At 33.5% G+C, this 20,111-nt stretch carries 18 protein-coding genes and 2 pseudogenes; all 20 read left to right on the forward strand.

All coding sequences use genetic code 11. The features are described from left to right. The first annotated feature begins 5 nt into the window (after positions 1-5). Complete coding sequence (locus WG932_RS29050; RefSeq protein ID WP_483086217.1) at positions 6-2,438, forward strand: polysaccharide biosynthesis tyrosine autokinase; 2,433 nt, start codon at positions 6-8, stop codon at positions 2,436-2,438. Positions 2,439-3,191: 753 nt separating this feature from the next. Beyond that, positions 3,192-4,489: pseudogene (locus tag WG932_RS29055) on the forward strand (nucleotide sugar dehydrogenase). A 96-nt stretch (positions 4,490-4,585) separates the two neighbouring features. Further along, positions 4,586-5,208: pseudogene (locus WG932_RS29060) on the forward strand (oligosaccharide flippase family protein). A 16-nt stretch (positions 5,209-5,224) separates the two neighbouring features. Continuing rightward, complete coding sequence (locus WG932_RS29065) at positions 5,225-5,476, forward strand: oligosaccharide flippase family protein (RefSeq protein ID WP_483086218.1); 252 nt, start codon at positions 5,225-5,227, stop codon at positions 5,474-5,476. A gap of 38 nt (positions 5,477-5,514) precedes the next feature. After that, the gene (locus tag WG932_RS29070) at positions 5,515-6,018 is read left to right on the forward strand and encodes a hypothetical protein (protein WP_483086219.1); all 504 of its coding nucleotides are present in this window, start codon (positions 5,515-5,517) and stop codon (positions 6,016-6,018) included. Then, a complete protein-coding gene (locus WG932_RS29075; RefSeq protein WP_483086220.1) occupies positions 6,018-7,100 on the forward strand; it encodes a DegT/DnrJ/EryC1/StrS family aminotransferase in 1,083 nt (360 codons plus the stop codon). The genes WG932_RS29070 and WG932_RS29075 overlap by 1 nt, the downstream gene beginning before the upstream one ends. Before the next feature lie 545 nt (positions 7,101-7,645). After that, the gene (locus tag WG932_RS29080; protein ID WP_483086221.1) at positions 7,646-8,128 is read left to right on the forward strand and encodes a glycosyltransferase family 2 protein; all 483 of its coding nucleotides are present in this window, start codon (positions 7,646-7,648) and stop codon (positions 8,126-8,128) included. Further along, positions 8,116-8,541, forward strand: coding sequence for a hypothetical protein (locus tag WG932_RS29085; RefSeq protein WP_483086222.1), 426 nt, complete (start codon positions 8,116-8,118; stop codon positions 8,539-8,541). Before WG932_RS29080 ends, WG932_RS29085 begins: the two co-directional genes overlap by 13 nt. Positions 8,542-8,608: 67 nt before the next feature. After that, positions 8,609-9,661: an SDR family oxidoreductase gene (locus tag WG932_RS29090; RefSeq protein ID WP_483086223.1), complete on the forward strand. Its 1,053-nt coding sequence runs from the start codon at positions 8,609-8,611 to the stop codon at positions 9,659-9,661. A 306-nt stretch (positions 9,662-9,967) separates the two neighbouring features. Beyond that, a complete protein-coding gene (locus WG932_RS29095) occupies positions 9,968-10,939 on the forward strand; it encodes an NAD-dependent epimerase/dehydratase family protein (RefSeq protein ID WP_483088743.1) in 972 nt (323 codons plus the stop codon). A 356-nt stretch (positions 10,940-11,295) separates the two neighbouring features. Further along, the gene (locus WG932_RS29100) at positions 11,296-11,451 is read left to right on the forward strand and encodes a hypothetical protein (protein ID WP_483086224.1); all 156 of its coding nucleotides are present in this window, start codon (positions 11,296-11,298) and stop codon (positions 11,449-11,451) included. 110 nt (positions 11,452-11,561) lie between these two features. After that, a complete protein-coding gene (locus WG932_RS29105) occupies positions 11,562-12,764 on the forward strand; it encodes an MATE family efflux transporter (RefSeq protein WP_483086225.1) in 1,203 nt (400 codons plus the stop codon). Further along, complete coding sequence (locus WG932_RS29110; protein WP_483086226.1) at positions 12,761-13,834, forward strand: SDR family oxidoreductase; 1,074 nt, start codon at positions 12,761-12,763, stop codon at positions 13,832-13,834. Before WG932_RS29105 ends, WG932_RS29110 begins: the two co-directional genes overlap by 4 nt. A gap of 16 nt (positions 13,835-13,850) precedes the next feature. Further along, on the forward strand, positions 13,851-14,300 hold the full coding sequence (locus tag WG932_RS29115) for a thiamine pyrophosphate-binding protein (protein WP_483086227.1): 450 nt from the start codon (positions 13,851-13,853) through the stop codon (positions 14,298-14,300). Positions 14,301-14,550: 250 nt separating this feature from the next. Next, positions 14,551-14,829 (forward strand): hypothetical protein, encoded by a 279-nt coding sequence (locus tag WG932_RS29120; RefSeq protein WP_483086228.1) that lies wholly within the window; start codon positions 14,551-14,553, stop codon positions 14,827-14,829. A gap of 32 nt (positions 14,830-14,861) precedes the next feature. Next, a complete protein-coding gene (locus WG932_RS29125) occupies positions 14,862-15,584 on the forward strand; it encodes a thiamine pyrophosphate-dependent enzyme (protein ID WP_483086229.1) in 723 nt (240 codons plus the stop codon). A gap of 367 nt (positions 15,585-15,951) precedes the next feature. Beyond that, positions 15,952-16,746 (forward strand): polysaccharide pyruvyl transferase family protein, encoded by a 795-nt coding sequence (locus tag WG932_RS29130; protein ID WP_483088744.1) that lies wholly within the window; start codon positions 15,952-15,954, stop codon positions 16,744-16,746. 11 nt (positions 16,747-16,757) lie between these two features. Continuing rightward, entirely contained in the window at positions 16,758-17,750 is a 993-nt protein-coding gene (locus WG932_RS29135; protein ID WP_483086230.1) for a glycosyltransferase family 2 protein, read from the forward strand. 265 nt (positions 17,751-18,015) lie between these two features. Beyond that, the gene (locus WG932_RS29140; RefSeq protein WP_483086231.1) at positions 18,016-18,954 is read left to right on the forward strand and encodes a hypothetical protein; all 939 of its coding nucleotides are present in this window, start codon (positions 18,016-18,018) and stop codon (positions 18,952-18,954) included. 163 nt (positions 18,955-19,117) lie between these two features. Further along, positions 19,118-20,089 carry a hypothetical protein gene (locus WG932_RS29145; protein WP_483086232.1) on the forward strand — a complete coding sequence of 324 codons (972 nt, stop codon included), beginning with the start codon at positions 19,118-19,120 and terminating at the stop codon, positions 20,087-20,089. The last annotated feature ends 22 nt before the right edge of the window (positions 20,090-20,111 follow it).

A 20,111-nucleotide genomic window follows, 5' to 3' on the forward strand; every position in this document is an offset into this window, starting at 1 on the left:
GCTAAATGAATCAATCTGACATAACCAGAACACAGGTAATCGAGCAAGGAGAAGAAATCATCGATATCAAGGATATTATTTTACGTATTTTACGGATATGGCCCTATATAGCCTTATCTGTAATTATTGCGATAGGGATTGCTTATATGATACTCAGATATTCTTTACCCGAGTATCAGGTCTCTAGTAAATTTTTTGTAAAAGAAAAGGACAATCCATTTAACCTATTTGAATCAGCAGGTTTAAATATGGGAGGGACTGGTGAAATGGAGTTGGAAAATCAAATCATTATTCTTAAATCAAGACCCATTGCAAATGCTACCTTAGACAGATTGAATTTCGATGTAGAATATTATAAGCAAGGGAGATTTTTAAAAACTGAAATTTATCAAAACACTCCGATTGTGGTTGAAGTGGATTGGAAGCATCCACAAATGACCAATGGAGACCTATTGATTTCATGGTCAGACAGAAAGAAATTTTCAATTTCTTATTTAAGTGAGTCTTACTTACAAATATTTCCTGACTCAGGGAATAGAAAAACTGTAATAAACCCCAATTCTCCTTCTCAAACTTTCATGTTCAATGAATGGGTAGAACTTCCCATGAATAGGTTTAAGTTAGGCCTTACTTCGGCAGAATCTAGTGGGGAAATGATTATTCGATTGAGAGATAGACATGGATTGATTAATCATTTTACAGGGCAGAGTCTTCAAATAGCTTCTATAGATAAGAAATCCACTATTCTTAAATTGACCATCAATACCCAAACCTCGGAAAAAGGTAGGGATTATTTAAACGCTCTGCAGGAGGTTTATTTGGAAAATGAGTTGCAGGAAAAAAATGCCATGGCCACCAATACCATTGAATTTATTGATGCACAATTAGTAGTTTTGTCAGATTCATTGATGTTTATTGAAAATAGGCTGGAAAATTTTCGCTCCAACAATTCAATTTATGATTTAAGTTCTGAAGGAACTGCCATTTTTACCCAATTAAAAGCTTTGGAAACTGAATTGGCTCAAGAAAAATTTAAAAGGGAATATTACCAACAATTGACCAATTACCTGCAAAGGGAGGATTACAATCAAATCGTAGTGCCTTCAGGTTTGGGTATAGAGGATCCTATTTTAAACACCTTGATTACCAATCTGTTAGAGTTGCAGGCGGAAAAGTCCATGCATGCTTCCAAATTGACCAATATTTCTCCACCGCTGAGGGAAGTCAATCGAAAAATTAAAGACCTGAACTTGTCTATCCTAGAGCTTTTACAAAATGTGGACAGCAATGCCCAATTGTTGATAGAAGATCTACAGGAAAGGATCGATAAAATTACCGGTACCTTTAGCAGCTTGCCCCAAACAGAACAAAACTTATTGCGCATTCAAAGAGAGTTTTCCTTAAATGAGGAATTGTACACTTTCTTGTTAGAAAAACGTGCAGAAGCTGCCATTACCCGAGCTTCTAATACTCCGAGCAATAAGATTATTGAAACAGCTTTAATTAACCCTGTTCCAATTAGCCCCAGATCCTCCTTAACTTATTTGATTGCGATCGTTATAGGATTAGGTTTCCCTATAGGTATTAGTTTGGCAAAAGCTTACTTTAGTACCAAGATCAAGGATGGAAAAGAATTGGAAAGAAAGGCCCAACTCAATGTGATTTCTACCATTAGTCAAAGTGAGGAAGCAGATAATCTAGTGGTCTTAAAGAAACATCGTTCCGGAGTTACGGAAGCCTTTCGATCGCTTAGGGCCAATTTGAATTTTATCCTTCCCAAAAACAAAAGTTCCGTAATATTGATTACCTCCAGTATTTCAGGAGAAGGTAAAACTTTTTCCAGCATCAATTTGGCTTCTGTCTATGCGCTAAGCAATAAAAGAACCCTTTTGATCGGGTGTGACATGCGGAAACCTAAAATATTTGATGATTTTGGCATCAGCAATAAAGAAGGGTTGTCTACTTACCTAAGTGGTAATCAGGAGGATTTAGACAAGGTGATACAAAAAACGGCTTATGAAAATTTAGATATTATTGTTTCCGGTCCTATACCACCCAACCCTGCAGAACTCTTAATTACCCAAAAATTTGAAAGTCTAATTGATCTTATGAAAGATCGTTATGATATGGTGGTATTGGATACCCCACCGGTAGGTTTGGTTTCTGAAACCTTGGATTTGATTAGACTGGCGGATATTTCCCTCTTTGTGGTTCGCTACAATTACAGTGACAAGCAGTTTATTGACCATATCAATAGCCTAAAACAACAGGAAATATTAAAGGATGCCTATATTATTTTTAATGGCTTGGATAAAGAAGCCCAAAAATATGGCTATGGCACAGGTTATGGTTACGGCTATGGTTATGGCTACGGATATGGTTATTATGATGAGGATAACAGTGAAGGTAATTTCTTCAAAAGGTTGTTCAATAGGTAATTGTTATACATTCTTTTCAACCAAATAATAGTAAATTAACTGCGCTTGATTTGAGCATTGGCGATTAATGCCTTTTGTTCAGTCAATTTCAAAACCCATTTTTTATAACCGCCTGCTCGTTTCAATGGCAATTGGGACTGAGGAGGCGAAGCTGTGTGAAGTTGGATACAGATAAGCACTAACACTACCCAATCAAATCCGAAACCGTCCTTCTTAGAATATACAAAATCCCCCTTAAAAAGGGGGAAGGGGGATTTCAACGAGAGCATCTCATAAACGACCCTAAAAATGATTTACAGTTTATTCTCGATGTACTTTCATTAAATAAAAATAGTTTACGAAAAAATCTCCTCCCGATTAAGGTCGGAACAGGCTTTGTCCCCCTTTGAAACCTTAGATGGGGGAGTTGTTGCAAATTGGATTCTGGACAAATTTGGGATAGTGAATATTTTTGGATTTATATACCTTTTAGCTGAGATAATCTTGATATTCCTAAAAGGAACGAAGAAGCCTGAAGGGCTGAAACTATTATAGCCGGGGGTGAAGCCCCTGGTCAAAGGATCTATATGAACTTGATTTTGGCGGTATTGTTGCTTTTTTCGCAACAATGCCGACAAAATTCTTAAAGTTTCTCACTGACTAAAAAATAGATTAATAGGGACATGCTCCACCTTCAAAAAAGAATTTTGCATTAAATTAATGTATATTTGCTGATTAATTATTTTATTCATTACACCTAAGATTTTTAACCTTATGAGTACTCCTTTAAAAGATGTAAAAATTGCTGTAATCGGCTTGGGCTATGTTGGCCTTCCCTTGGCTGTAGAATTTGCCAAAAAATTCCCTGTAATTGGCTTTGATATTGCCTCCAAGAGAGTAGATGAGCTAAATAGCGGGCACGACTTCACTTTAGAAGTGGAAGATAAGGATTTGCAAGCAGTTTTAGCTCAATCAAGCCCGAAAGACAAAGGACTTTTTAACTCAAACAACCCTGATGATCTTGCCGATTGTCAGGTTTATATCGTAACTGTACCTACGCCAACGGATCGACACAATCGTCCTGTATTGACTCCCATGCTTAAAGCTTCGGAGACCATTGCCAAATACCTTAAAAAAGGGGATGTTGTCATTTATGAATCTACAGTTTATCCCGGAGTTACGGAAGAAGAATGTGTGCCTTTATTAGAGAAAATTAGCGGGATGACCTTTAATAAAGATTTTTATGCAGGATACTCCCTGAAAGAATTAATCCGGGGGATAAGGAACATACTGTTGCTAAAATTCTAAAAGTTACTTCAGGTTCTACTCCGGAAATTGCAGAATATGTTGACAGCCTGTATAGAGAAGTAATCACAGCAGGAACACATAAAGCCAGTAGCATCAAAGTAGCTGAGGCAGCTAAAGTAATTGAAAACTCTCAACGAGATATTAATATTGCTTTTGTCAATGAATTGTCCAAGATTTTTAATCTTTTGGATATTGATACGCAAGAAGTATTGGAAGCCGCCGGAACCAAATGGAATTTTCTTCCTTTTAGACCGGGTTTGGTTGGGGGGCACTGTATCAGTGTAGATCCCTTCTACTTGGCGCAGAAGGCTCAGGAAGTAGGTTACCATCCGGAAATTATATTGGCCGGAAGAAGGTTGAATGATTCCATGGGCAAACATGTGGCTACAGAAGTAATCAAACACATGATGCGTAAAGATTTGAAGGTAATCGATAGTAAAGTATTGATCCTTGGGTTTACCTTCAAGGAAGATTGTCCGGATGTTAGAAATACCAGGGTAATTGACATTTATAAGGAATTGAGAAATTTTGACATGTCTGTGGAAGTTTATGATCCTTGGGCAAATCCGGAAGAAGTCAAACATGAATATGGTGTGGAGATTATGGGTGGTAAACAATGTCCACCTTTAGAGGAGTATTCCGCTGTAGTTTTGGCTGTAGCACATAAAGAATTTAAAACACTTGCCTTAGAAAAAAGCAAAGATTTGGTGGTATATGATGTCAAAGCTGTTTTACCCAAAGATAAGGTTGACGCAAGGCTTTAATGGAATTGAGGCTTTGTCTTGATCGAAACATTTCTATAGTATTTGGTCTTTTCAAAAGATAAGCTGGTGTAAACCCTACGGTTGAATTAAGCTTATATGTCATTAAAAAAACAGACGCTTTCGGGCATCTTTTGGACCTTTACTGAGACCTTTGTGCTCAGAGGGTTATCATTTATTGCTTCAGTGATTCTAGCAAGGCTTCTTGGGCCGACAGAATTCGGCTTGGTAGGGATGATCAGTGTTTTTATTGCTTTGGGCAATTCTTTTGTAGACAGTGGTTTGTCAGCCTCTTTAATTCGAACAAAGAATGCGGATAATGAAGATTATGCCACAGTATTTTACTTAAACTTGGCCTTGAGTTTGGTGGTTTACGGCATTTTTTACTTAACAGCACCTTTGATTGCAGCTTTTTTGAGCAGGAATTATTGGAACTTATCGTTAGGGTTTATTGCCTAACCTTTATCATTTCGGCTTTTTCGGCAGTTCAGTTGGCCTTGTTGAACAAGAGAATGAAGTTTAAGCAGGTCATGAAATGTAAAGTTCCGGGTACCATTTTGGGCGTGGTGGCAGGTATTGGGATGGGGTATTCAGGGTTTGGGGTTTGGAGCATTGTCGGTATGTTTATGATTACCCAATTGGGTACTTCTTTAATGCTTTGGCTCACTTCATCATGGTCTCCGGGATGGGTTTTTCCAGAAAAAACTAAAGTACCATTATAATTTTGGCTATAAACTTATGCTTTCAGGGTTAATTGACACATTTTATAAAAATGTGTATAAGTTAATTATCGGTAAGTTTTTTGCGGTTCAAGAGCTAGGTTATTATGAAAGAGCCCATTCCTTCAATTACCAGGCGGTAACCATGTTTACCTCTATCATAAGTAAGGTTTCCTACCCTTTGCTTTCCAAAATTCAGGACCAAAAAGAACGCATTGCAATAGTTTATCGGCAATTGATTCAATTTTCTTTTTTGTTATTGCACCTATAATGTTGGGCGCAGCTGCTTTGGCAAAACCTTTGTTCTTAATGATTTTAGGTGATCAATGGTTACCGGCAGTACCCTTATTTCAAATCCTTTGTTTGTCAGGCATGTTTTACCCTGTGCATGCCTTTAATATCAATGTATTGAAGGTGTATGGGCGTAGTGATTTATTTTTAAAATTGGAGTTAATCAAAAAGGCAATCATTACCATAAGTATCTTAATTGGGTTTCAGTTTGGTATTTATGGATTGGTTTGGAGCAGTGTTTTTACCTCTTTAATTAGCCTGATGGTTAATACCCATTACAGCAGTAGAATGATCCAATATACAACCCTTCAACAGTTAGGAGATATTGCGCTTACCTTGGTAAAAGCTGGTTTGATGGGAGGGGTAATGTGGGGAATAACATTGGTTTTGCATAATAATTCTCAGCTATTGCAGTTAGTTTTAGCAGGGGCAGCAGGTGTACTGTTTTATTTCCTTTTAAATTATGCACTTAGAAGTCCACAATTGTTTTTTGCTTTGGATTTGATTAAAAAGAAAAATTAATGATTCCTGTAACCAAACCATTTCTTCCTCCTCAAGCCGAATACGAAAAATACCTGTCCGGAATCTGGAAAAGACAATGGCTGACCAATATGGGCCCCTTGGCAAGTGACTTGGAAATGAAATTAAAGTCTCACCTAGGGATAAAGCATTTATTGTATGTAACCAATGGAACCATTGCGTTGCAGATGGCCATTAAAGCTTTGGAGCTTCAAGGGGAAATAATTACCACACCTTTTTCTTTTGTAGCCACAAGTAGTAGTATTGTTTGGGAAGGGTGTAAACCGGTCTTTGTAGACATAGATAAATATTCTTTAAATATAGACCCCAATAAAATTGAAGCGGCAATTACCGAGAAAACCTGTGCTATTCTAGGTACCCATGTATATGGAAATCCTTGTGATATGGATACTATCGAAAAAATTGCAAAAAAGCATGACCTAAAAGTGATTTATGATGGGGCACATGCTTTCGGGGTTACGATAAATGGAAAGTCTATTTTTGATTATGGAGACCTATCCACTTGTAGCTTACATGCCACTAAGCTGTATCATACTATTGAGGGAGGTTTAATAATGACCAAAGACCCTATTTTGCTAAAAAAATTAGCTTTTATAAGAAATTTTGGATTCAATGGTCCGGAAGCTTTTGCGGAGTTGGGCATAAATGGTAAGAATTCAGAGTTCCATGCAGCCATGGGCTTGGCTAATTTAGGCCACATTGAGGCTATTCATGAGCAGAGAAAAATATTGACGGAAAGGTATGATAAAATGCTTAGGAATTTAAATGCTAGCAAACCGGTATGGAATCGAAATGCTAGTCTGAATTATGCCTATTATCCCATCATTTTTGAAAATTCTGAGCAAATGCTTAAGACTTTAGCAAAACTTCAAGGTAACGGTATATTTGCTAGGCGATACTTTTATCCGTCATTGGCCACCACCTTACCTTATGTGGAGACCAAAGCGATGGAAATAACGGACGATATTGCCTCTCGTATATTATGTTTGCCTTTGTACTTTGACTTAACCTTAGAAGAAGTGGACTTAATTAGTCGTTTAATCCTTAGGGTTCAAAACAATTGAGTTAATAATTGAGGATTTAGTGTATAATAAAAGAGTTACGTTTGATTGCCTTTCAAGGTGCTTAACCAAAGCCGTTTCCTTTGTTGTCCCATTTTTACCCCGAGTTATAAAATAGGATTTCTCCGCCCTGACAATAGTCAGGGGTGAAGCCTTTCCAAATGTTTACGAGAAGTGTTGCATTTGTTAGAAAATCTGGTTGTTGGGAGATTAAAGCATAGCACCGCTTTGATTGAATTGAAAACAGCAACAAAGTCCCTGATTTTAAAGCGATTTCAGAACGTAATAGATTGTCTATTGCCTATTTTGGGTTTAAACACAAAAAATTCTCTAATTGATTAGAGGGAAATCTTTTAAAATTGCTTCGTTTATATTTTCCTTGGAGCAGTAAATGAGCTTATAGGCATCCTATTATTAGTGATGAATAGATACCTTTCCTTTCAATTGTTTAGGTTTAGAGGACTATATCCTTTTCCCCATTTGGCATAGGCCTTTTTCCCGAAAATAAAGATTGTAAAGAGCTTAAGTTAGTGCTTTAATTGAACGTAGTGGAAAAAAATAATGATCTGGTAAATCTTCCTGTGGTTAGTATTTGTTGTACTACCTTTAATCATGCTAGTTACATTAAAGATTGCTTGGATGGAATTTTGATGCAGGAAACTACCTTTGATTTTGAGGTTTTGATTTATGACGATGCATCCACTGACGGCACTTCTGAAATAATTGAAGCATATCAGGAGAAATATCCCAAAAAGATTTTCCCAATTTGTTCTAAAGAAAATAATTTTTCTAAAGGAGTAAGGGGGATGAGTTTTGTTTACAATATTCCAAGGGCAAAGGGGAAGTACCTTGCGTTGTGTGAAGGAGATGATTACTGGACAGCCAAAGATAAGCTACAGCGACAGGTGGAGTTTATGGAAAAAAATCCAGATATAGTTTTCACCTTCCATAATTTTAGGAGAAAGGAAGGAGATTCTTTAAAAAACCTTTTCTTTATCCTCCTTCTTTTAATAAGGATGTGTATGTTCTAAAATTCAAGGAGGCATTTAATACGCAAATACAGCCCCTTACCATGCTTTTCCGTAAGGTGATTTCAAAACCCAAGGAATTAAATGTTTTGAATGGTGATGCCCTTTTAATCGCTTTGTTATTGGAAAAAGGGAAAGGTGCTTTTTTAAATTTCACTGGGGCTGTTTATAGAATACATGATGGGGGGATTCATGCAGGTAAGCATAAGTACACCAGAATATCAAACTCCATAGCATCAAGAGAAAAAATGCTAAAGTATTTTGACTATCCTGTTAAAGGTGAGCTATACATGAAGTTAGTCCATTTTTACAAAGAATTGGCGAAGCTGGATTTTAAAAGTAGCCATTTCTTCAAGGGTATGAACCACCTAGCTCAGGTGCTTAAGTACAGTTTTTTCTATATTATCCGAAAATAGTAAGCAAAAAAATAAAATTGAGAATAATTCACCCCACCTTAAAAAGCAGTAATCATTTTAATTAACTATGAAATTCGAAGTTAAAAACAATAAAGTACTGGTAACCGGAGGAGCAGGTTTTATTGGCTCCAATCTAATAGATGTATTATTAGAAAACGGCAATTCAGTGGTTTGTTTGGATAATTTTTCTACCGGTAATATTCAAAATTTGGAGCTTGCACAAAGCAATGCAAACTTCACCTTGATTGAAGGGGATATCAGGGACAAAGATACCTGTATTCAAGCGGTAGAGGGATGTGATTATGTATTTCACCAGGCTGCTTTGGGATCTGTACCTCGATCTATTGCTGATCCTATTACCAGTACTGCTGTGAATATTATGGGATTTGTCAATTTATTATTTGCAGCCAAAGAAGCAGGAGTCAAGCGCTTTATTTATGCTGCGAGTTCTTCTACCTATGGAGATCATAAAGCCCTTCCCAAAGTAGAGCATGTCATAGGAAATGCCCTTTCTCCTTATGCCATTACTAAATATGTGGATGAATTATTTGCCAAAAATTTCTCAGATATTTATGGGATAGAAACGGTGGGTTTGCGTTATTTTAATGTTTTTGGTAAAAGGCAAGACCCCAATGGTGCTTATGCCGCAGTAATTCCTAAATTTGTGTCCAGCTTAATCAAACACCAAAGTCCTTATATCAATGGTGATGGGACCAATTCCAGGGATTTTACTTATATAGACAATGTGATACAAGCCAACTTATTGGCAGCTGCTGTTCCCTCAGCAATTTTTAAGGAACGGATGAAGGAATACCAGGCTAACACAGCCGGTGTGCCGGGAATAAATGAAGGGGCAACTATTTCTGAAGTATTCAATGTGGCCTATGGAGAAAGAACCAGCTTAAATGAATTGGCAGCGGCCATTAAAGAAGGTCTAAGCAATTATGACCCGGCCATTGCTGCTATCTCTTTTCAATATGGTCCCAATAGACCGGGTGATGTGGCCCATTCTATGGCCTCCATTGATAAAGGAAAGACCATTTTGGGATATGCTCCGCAATATTCATTTCAAACCGGACTCAAAGAAGCCTGTGCTTGGTATTGGGAGAACTTAAAATGAATAAATGGTAACAATTAATAAACAAAGGTTTATTTAATCGTTATTAAATTCGAGCAAAGGGAGAAGGGATAGGTGAGCGTTTTAAAATTTTATTTCTTATTTGAAGTTAATTTTAAAGTCTAAATTTTAAAACTATTTCCGAAGGAGCTTTTATTTGGTTTTAGATTAGTATATATTAAACAGAAATTTTGACTATCCTCCATGTTTTAGTTAAAATTTATACCTTCAAGAAATAGGAAAAATTATACGATCTTTGGTAATGGTTAAACACTCAAAAAAATCCTTGTAACCGGTGCCGCCGGGTTTATTGGTTATCATCTTTGTGAAAAGTTATTGTCATTGGGACATGAGGTAATTGGCCTAGACAATATTAACAATTATTACGATACAGGATTAAAGTTTGGTCGCTTAGAAAGATTAGGGATTAGTGGAGAGGATAGAATAGTATATAACCAAATTGTCGAAAGTGACAAACATGGCAAAAAGATGCAGTTTATCAAATTGAATTTAGAGGATAGGGATAATCTGCCCATTTTATTTAAGACCCATTCATTTGATATGGTTTGTAACCTAGCAGCGCAAGCCGGTGTGAGGTATAGTTTAGAAAATCCATTGGCATATGTTGATAGCAATGTGTCAGGTTTTGTGAATTTATTAGAGTCCATGCATATCAATGGAGTGGACAAGCTTGTTTATGCGAGTAGTTCCAGTGTATATGGACTTAACGAGAAGATACCTTTTGATACAAAAGACACCGTTGATCATCCCATAAGTGTGTATGCCGCCACAAAGAAATCCAATGAATTGATGGCCCATACCTATAGTCATCTATATGGTATCAAAACTATTGGTTTAAGGTTTTTTACAGTATATGGTCCTTGGGGAAGGCCGGATATGGCCATGTTCTTATTTACAGATGCTTTATTGAATAACAGGCCGATTAAGATTTTTAATGAAGGTAAATTGTCCCGTGATTTCACCTATATTGATGATATAGTCAATGGGGTGGTAGCAACCTTAGAAAAGGATTCCGAGCAGCTATATTCTTTGTATAATATTGGAAATGGGACTCCTGTGAAGTTGCTTGATTTTATTGATGCCATAGAAGTGGAAACCGGGAAAAAATTTATCCGAGAGATGTTACCCATGCAACCCGGGGATGTTGAAAAAACATGGGCCGATACCAGCGCATTGGAAATAGATTTTAATTACAAGCCCTCTACGAAAATTAGAGAAGGGGTTAAAAATTTTATTGATTGGTATAAAAAATATTATTGAATGTTTTTTAACAAAAGTTTAACTATTCTTTTTTATGACCTTTACAGTAATTGGAAAAAACATGTAATTGAATTCAATTTATTCTTTTCTATATTTGATACCAATCATTTAATCTTTTTAAGTTTTAATTATATCAATGTTTTGATGGATTCAAATACTTTTGATCTACAGAATGAAAATAATTTTTGATTTTATCTATTATATCCCTTTTATAAATTTTACTTTTTAGCTTAACTCATTTTAGTTGAATAGGTTGAAAGGCTTTAGAAAAATTAATGACAGTAGAAACTACATCGCAGCGAAATAAGCGTATAGCAAAAAACACTCTTCTTCTTTATATTCGGATGCTCATTTCAATGGGCGTTTCACTCTATACTGTACGTATTGTGTTAAATACTTTAGGTGTTGAAGATTATGGTTTATACAATGTGGTAGGAGGAGTGGTTGCACTTCTTAGTTTTCTACCGGGTTCCATGGCTTCTGCGACCCAACGTTTTTTTCACATGCGTTAGGAGAGCAGGATCAAGAAAAACTAAATAAAATTTTTGGGGTAAATTCGTTTATATACCTAGGAATTGGAACAGTTACCTTTTTAATTTTAAGTACTGGTGGTGTTTGGTTTGTGGAAAATCAACTTCAAGTGCCTGAAGGGAGACTAGATGCAATAGTTTCGTTATTCTATATAGCTGTAATTACGTTTGTAATATCTATCATAAAATCTCCTATGATGGCTATTATTATTGCTCATGAGGATATGAAAATCTATGCCTACATGGCAATATTGGAGGCTTTGCTAAAATTAGGAGTGGTCTTTTTATTGGTTTATTTACCTGGCGATAAAATTATAATTTACGGACTTTTATTAATGGGTGTGTCTATAATTGATACTTCAACATATTTATTAATTTGCTTTAATAAATATGTTGAATGTCGACTTAAAAATATTCGTTGGGATTATAATTTGGCCAAACAAATAATTGGTTTTACGGGATGGACTTTATTTGGACAATTAACTACGGTTGCTAGAGGAGCGGCATTGACTATTCTTTTAAATCAATACTTTACACCAGTGGTTGTTGCTGCAAGGGCAATTGCTGTAAATATTGCCGGTCAATCTAACTTACTTGCAACACAGTTCAATACTAGCCTATACTCTCCAATAATAAAATCTTATGCATCAAATAAAAAGAAGGAAATGTATGATTTAGTAATCATTGGCTCAAAAGCAACATTTTTTCTTATGTGGATTTTGGCATTGCCAATCTTTATTGAAATGCAAAGTATTCTAGCTATTTGGCTTAACAATACTCCAGCACATACAATTGAATTTGCTAGATTGACTTTGGTTGAGGGACTTATTTTTGCTGTCAGTCTTCCTCTAACCACGGCTGCTAGGGCACCAGGTAAAATGGCGGCTTATGAAACTATTTTGGGAATATTACAATTTAGTATTTTAATTATATCTTGGTTATTATTGATGGCGGGTTGGGGGCCTAAAACTATTTTTTATGTTGCTATTGCAATAAATTTAATAATGTTTATTGTCCGATTAAAAATTGTTAGCAGGTTAACAGGGCTTCCGATTAAAGAATACTTGCGAGGAACGATTCCTGATATAATATATATTGTAACCATATCAGCCTGCATTTCATTTTTAATCGCTTTTCTTTTACCTGAGGGATACGTGTTCTTTGGTTTAACGGTTATTTTAACAGTTGCAGTTACAGCTATTACAATATTCTTTTTAGGCCTGCCTGTTCCCATAAGAAAAAAACTTTTAAGTTTTATTTCTGAAAAAATTCATAATTTAACAAATAGGGTATGAAAATATTAATATTGGGAGGTACTGGAGCAATGGGTGTTCATTTAGTTGAGCTACTATCTAAAAATGAAACTTTCGATATATTTGTAACTTCCAGATCGGATAAGAAATCCTTGCAAAAAAACATTCAGTATTGTAAAGGAAATGCTCGGAACATAGATTTTATTCAGACTCTTCTTCAAAATGAATGGGATATTATAGTTGATTTTATGCTTTATTCAACTGACATGTTTAAAGATCGTTTAGACTTGATTCTGAAAGCAACTAAACAATATGTTTTTGTAAGTTCTGCGAGAGTTTATGCCCAAAATGATGGTTTTATCAATGAGGATTCTTTGCGCTTATTGGATAGTGTTACTGATGAAGAATATTTGTCAACTGATGAGTACGCTCTTTCAAAAGCTCGTCAAGAAAACATGTTATTTAAACATAGTTTAACAAATTGGACCATTGTTAGACCATATATTACTTACAATTCTGATAGATTGCAATTAGGAGTCTTTGAAAAGGAAGACTGGCTTTATAGAGGTATCAAAGGAAGAACGATTTTATTTTCAGAGGATATATTTGAAAAATATACGACACTAACCCATGGTTTGGACGTAGCAAAAGGTATGGCTAGTTTAATAGGTGATTCCACAGCATATGGTGAAGCTTATCACATTACCTCCGGCGAATCTAAACCTTGGGCTGATATTTTAAATATATACCTTGATATATTGGAAAAAAAAATAGGTTTTAGACCAAAATTTATTCTTCAAAACATGAATGATTTTTTAAAACACAATCATGCCAAACATCAAATCATTTACGATAGAATATATAATAGGAAGTTTAATAATGAAAAAATTTCTAAGCATATAGAAATTAATAGTTTTGCAACAATTAGGAGTGGCATTGAAGTTTGTTTAGATGAATTTTTAAAAAATACTAATTTTAAGAAAATTAATTGGGTCAAAGAAGCCATCAAAGATAGAGCTACTAATGAACATGCCTCTATTAGTGAAATATCTCTCACTAAAGATAAAATTAGATATTTAGTTTATAGGTATTTAATAAAAAAGGAATTATAACATTTAATATATTATCATGGCAAAGTATTACACGAATGAGAAAAATGCGCAAATAATAATTGCATTGTTGAAAAAGCATGGTATCCGCAAGGTAGTTGCATCCGCAGGAACTACCAATATGGCCTTGGTTGGAAGTATGCAGTACGATCCATTTTTTGAAATGTATTCTTCAGTAGATGAGCGGTCAGCTGCCTACCTAGCTTGTGGATTGGCCACGGAGTCTGGTGAACCAGTAGTTATAAGCTGTACAGGAGCAACGGCTTCTAGGAACTATATGCCTGGATTGACTGAAGCTTATTATCGGAAATTACCTATCTTAGCTATAACTTCTACTCAGCATATTTCTAAAATTGGGCACCATATTGCTCAGGTTATTGATAGGGCCACAATTCCCAATGATGTAGCAAACCTTAGTTTATTGTTACCTTCAGTTAACAATTCAGAAGATTTTGGGACTGTGAAATGAAAGTTAATCAAGCAATTCTTGAGTTAAAGAGAAGAGGGGTGGTCCTGTTCACATCAACTTAACAACAAACTATGGCGGTTTTGATACAACAGAATTACCGAATGTCAGGTCTATTGATAGAATTTGCCTAACCGATAATTTTCCACCATTACCTAAAGGTAAAATAGGAATTCTAGTTGGTTCTCATAAAACCATGTCTGATAGTCTTGTGAATTCTATAGATAAATTTTGTGAGTCAAATAATGCAGTAGTGTTTTGTGATCATACGAGTAGTTATAAAGGAAAGTTTGGTGTTCAATACTCCTATGTAGCAGGTCAAAGTATGCGGCCTTCAACAGTAAGTGAAGTAAGGGTGATGATACACATTGGTGAAGTTACAGGAGATTACTATTCTATAACATTAAAAGCAAATGAGGTTTGGAGGGTTAGCGAAGATGGTGAAATAAGAGATACATTTAATAAATTAACTAATATTTTTGAAATGCCTGAACAAAGCTTTTTGAACACTATGCTAATGATACGAAAGTAGATAATACATTTTTGGCCGAATGTAAACGAAATTTGGATAATCTGAGAAAAAAACTTCCCGAAGTTACTTTTTCTAACGTTTGGTTAGCATCAAAAATGGCACACCGTATCCCTGAAAACTCAGTTATACATTTTGCTATACTTAATAGTTTACGTGCTTGGAATTTATTTGAACTACCTAAATCTGTATCTTCTATGTCTAATGTTGGTGGTTTTGGTATAGATGGTTGCCTATCTACATTAATTGGAGCCTCATTTGTTAACAAAGAAAAACTTTATTTTTGCGTAACTGGTGATTTAGCATTTTTTTATGATATGAATGTTCTAGGTAATCGGCATGTAGGGAGTAATATAAGAATTTTAATGATTAATAACGGTGTAGGCACCGAATTTAGACAATATAGGCACCACGCTTTTAGTTTTGGAAAAAAGGCTGATGATTTTATTGCGGCTGCAGGGCATTATGGCAATAAGTCTTCTGTTTTGGTTAAAAACTACGCAGAATCCTTAGGATTTGATTATATATCTGCATCTAACAAAGATGAATTTGAAGATGTATATGAAAATTTTTTATCACCGGAATTAACAAGCAAACCAATGCTTTTTGAGGTTTTTACCAATGATGAGGATGAAAGTAAGGCCCTTGAAACTATTTTGAATGTAGAAGAAAATGTTAAAGGAAAGGCTGTTAAAGTTGCCTCTCAAATTTTAGGTAAAGGAGGAATAAGTAAGCTTAAGAAAATTATTAATAAATAAGAATAATCTTTAGGGAAATATGAAAGTAGGGATTCTTACTCAACCTTTGCATACTAATTATGGAGGTTTGCTTCAAGCGTATGCACTTCAACAAGTTCTAATAAAGGAATTTGGAGCTAGTCCTAAGACATTAAACATTCAAATGAATGTTACTTTTAAAACTAAATTAAAAGGTCTTATTAAAAATAGCATTAAAAAGTACATTTTTTTCAAAAAATATTAATGTTGTTCCATTTAGACCCAGCGAAAATCAAAGAAAAATAATTGCGAAACATAGTGATAATTTTATAGAAAATTATATTTCAGTAACTGAGAAAATACAGCGACACGATATTAAGTCTTTAAAAAGCATAATTTTGAAGCATATATTGTTGGTAGTGATCAGGTGTGGCGTCCAAAGTATTCGCCAAATATATTTACTTACTATTTAGACTTTTTAAAAAGTAGAAATAATGTAAGAAAGCTTTCATATGCTGCTTCTTTTGGAGTGGATGAATGGGAATATACTATAAGTCAAACTCAAAAATGTAAAGATTTAGCAAAAAAGTTTGATGCAATATCTGTCAGAGAGGATGCAGCTGTTGAGTTATGTAAGGATAATTTAGGAGTAACTGCCGAAAAAGTTTTGGATCCTACATTATTGCTTGGACGCGAAGTATACAAGAGAATAATTGATGAATCTGAAAATAAAATTGAGCAAACTGATTTTGTTATGTTTTATGTTTTAGATCCTAGCTTATTAAAAGGAGCTATGGTTGCTGAAATTAGAAAAAAGCTCAAAATTAAATTTTTTGAAATAATGCCTTTACCTTTCACTAAAGAGAATGTTGGAAATATTGAAAAGTGTGTTTATCCCCCTGTATCCAATTGGTTGGAAGGTTTTTACAAAGCAAAATATGTTGTAACTGATTCCTTTCATGGTACAGCTTTTTCAATTTTGTTCAATAAACAATTTATAGCTTTGGGTAATGTTCAGCGTGGCATGAGTCGATTTAATTCTATTCTTAAAATGTTTGGTTTGGAGGATAGGCTGGTTACTAGTTTAGAACAAATTCAAAACGGCATTCTCGATAAATCTATCGATTATAATGAAGTAAATAGTATCTTAAAAAAGGAAAGGGATAAATCTTTAAATTTTTTGAAAGTAAACTTATTTAAGTAGATAAATAAGCTATGAATCAAAATGAACTTTTAAGCATTATTGTGCCTGTCTACAATGCAAATTCCTATTTAGACAAAGCACTTAATAGTGTTTTGTCTCAATCGTATAGGAATTTTGAATTGATTTTTGTAAATGACGGAAGTAATGATGGATCTTTAGATACCTTATTGGACCTAAAGAGTTTAGATCCTAGAATTAAGGTATACACTCAAGAAAACAAAGGTGTTACCTCAGCAAGAAAATTGGGATGGTTAAATTGTAAAGGGAACTATATTTCTTTTCTAGATGCAGATGACTCATTTTGTTGCGAAAGCCTTCATGTTTTAATGAATAACGCAATTGAAGGTGATTTTGATATTGTCAATGGTTCTTTTAAAAGTTTGCCAAGTGGTAAATTATGGAAAAATAAACCTTCTGGTGTTCTTTTAAAAAACGATTATTTGGAAAATTTAATTTTTGGTAAAACTTTCGGTGTTTTGTATGCTTCTGTTTATAAACGAGAATTGTTTAAAGAATCTACATTTTCCTTTGATAGTTCTATTAAGGTGGGTGAAGATGTTTTAATGAATCTAGAATTATGTAAAAGAGTTCATAAGATAAAAAATGTTGAGGAAATAGTTTATAACTATACTGATGATAATTTTAATTCAGCCATGAAAATTACTATAAGACATCCTTTATACTATATTAGATATAATGAATTACGGAATAGATTATTGCAAGAAATAGATTATGAATTTTATAATAGTATTATAGATTCTATCAGACTCCTTGATAATCAGGTTATTGTCCGTTCTTTTTTCTCTCCATACATTCCTTATGAATCAAATAGTTATAATATAATAAAAAAATTGAAAGATAATTGTGGTGAACATTTTAATCTAAATTTCTTTCTTAAGAACAAATATTTGACCGTGTCTTTAAAATATAGTATTAAATTTATTCATTCAATAAGAAATTTATTATTTAATAGAATTCAAAGCAAAAAAAATATTATTTATTAGTTTCTGTAACTTATAGCATTATTTATTATGTTCTATACTTTTGTTAAAATATGATGATAAGTAATAATTCTTTGTTTAATTTTAATAAATTTTCTATTTTTACAGTAATATTATCCTTGATCCCAGCTCTTTATATTACTATTTTCCCAGGTAAAAGTGCGTTAATATCTTTAATTTGTTCTTATCCCTTAATTTTTCTTTTGTTTTTACATTCAAAAAGAAATTTCTCACTAATTTTGATTCTGGAATATATATTAACCTATTTTTGTTATATAATATTGTTGTTTTATTAAGAGGGTTTCTTAATGCGACTACAGAGCAAGATTGGATTGTTTTTCTTGTAGTTGATATCCCGATTCATCTATTTGTTCATTTTACTTTATTTCTAGCATTTAATAAAAATTCTATAATTAGTATTTTTAGTGCGTTTTTATCTTTTGGTTTAATAATTGGTATAATAATATATTTTTTACCTTTTAAATATCAATTTGGATTTCCAAAAGCTGTGTCGCCAGTTTATATTTTAATATTAATGATTCCTTTTTTAAGTAAAAAATTTGGTTTGTTTATTCTTGCTTTGGCTTTTCTTTCTTTATTTAGTGATCTTGAAAGTAGGTCAAATGTTTTAAATATTATTGTAGCATTATTAATTGTTATTACTTATTATTTTAAAAATTCTCATTTAACACATCCTTTTATTAAGCTGATTAGAGGGGTTTTATTAATTACTCCTGTTGTTTTATTAATACTTGGAGTTTTTGGTATATTTAATATTTTTCTTATTGGTGAGTACTTGTCAAATGATGAAAATATGGAAGAAATTTTAGTTGATTCAAGGACAGGTATTTATACTGATGTTTTTACTCAATTAAAAAAAGATAATGTTATTTTATTTGGATTAGGAGCTTCTGGTAAAACAGATACATATTTGTTAGATTCTAAATCCCAAGATTTTAGTGAGATTTATAATGAAGGTAGGCGTGGTACTGAATCTGGGATGTTAAATTATATTCAATGGGGTGGTGTTTTGGGTGGTTTAATTTATTTTCTTCTTTTTGTAAAAGGTTCTTATTTCGGTATTTATAAATCTAATAATTGGTTTTGCGTTATGCTTGGGCTTTGGGTTGCCTATAAAGGTCTTTTTTCCTTTATTGAAGATCGACCTAATTTTTCTATCGATTCTATTTTTATTTTTTTGCTATAGGTATTTGTTTAAATAAAGAAATCAGAAAATTTTCTGATGTTGATATGAAAATTATGTTTGAAAATATGCTTAAAAGATCTGTAATATTAAGTTTTTTAAGGTCTAAGTATAAAATTTAAGTTTTGGATAAATAATTTTAATAATGAAGTTTAAAGATGTTTTTATGAAAAGTCTTAGAAAGGCTTTTCAGGTTGTAACAAAACCAAAATTTTCAAATCCTGTTTGTGATTTAAATAGACAATCTGCTAATGATAAAATTTTTGATCTATTAACAAAAGATGGACCTTGTATGATTGCTAGATTTGGTAGTACTGAATTAATTACTATTAATAATTATCTTTGCATTCAGGAAAAAGGAAGCAATTTAAGTAAATTAATTCGATATGTTTCTGATAAAACGCATTTGCCTTGGTGGGAAAGAAATAATTTTAAATATCTAGATGTTTATTCAGGTGTTTTTCCTCCTACTGAAAAAACAATGATACGGTTTTCTGAACGTTATTTAAATGATATTCCATTAATTGATGTTTTAGGTTCATGGCAATATTATGAAAAATTTATGCCTTTAAGATCAAATATTGAGAATGTTCATTTGGAAACTTTATATCCTTTTTTTGTTAAAAACCCTTGGACTAAAGCATTGAAGGGTAAGAAAGTATTGGTCGTACACCCTTTTGAGGATACCATTATTTCTCAATATTCAAAAAGAAATAAATTATTCGATAACCCCGATATTTTGCCGGATTTTGAATTAATTACTTTAAAAGCAATTCAATCAGCTGCAGGGATTAAGTCTCCCTATAAAGATTGGTTTGAAGCCCTAGAAATTATGGAAAAACAAATTTCTGAAATCGATTTTGATATTTGTATTTTAGGCTGTGGTGCATATGGTTTGCCATTAGCTGCCTATATAAAAAGATTGGGTAAAAAGTCTATTCATATAGGTGGTGGTTTGCAGTTACTTTTTGGAATAAAAGGTAAACGCTGGGATAATCCTGATTATCTCAAGTTATATGGTATTCCGGAACTTGAAAGTGATTCTTATCTAAGTTTATACAATGAAAGCTGGACTAAACCCCTTGCTTCAGATACGCCCAAATCTGCTTCAAAATTAGATGGCGCTACCTATTGGTAATTATTTGACTACTATTTATATT

The organism is Cyclobacterium sp. SOCE241 (genome assembly GCF_056867545.1).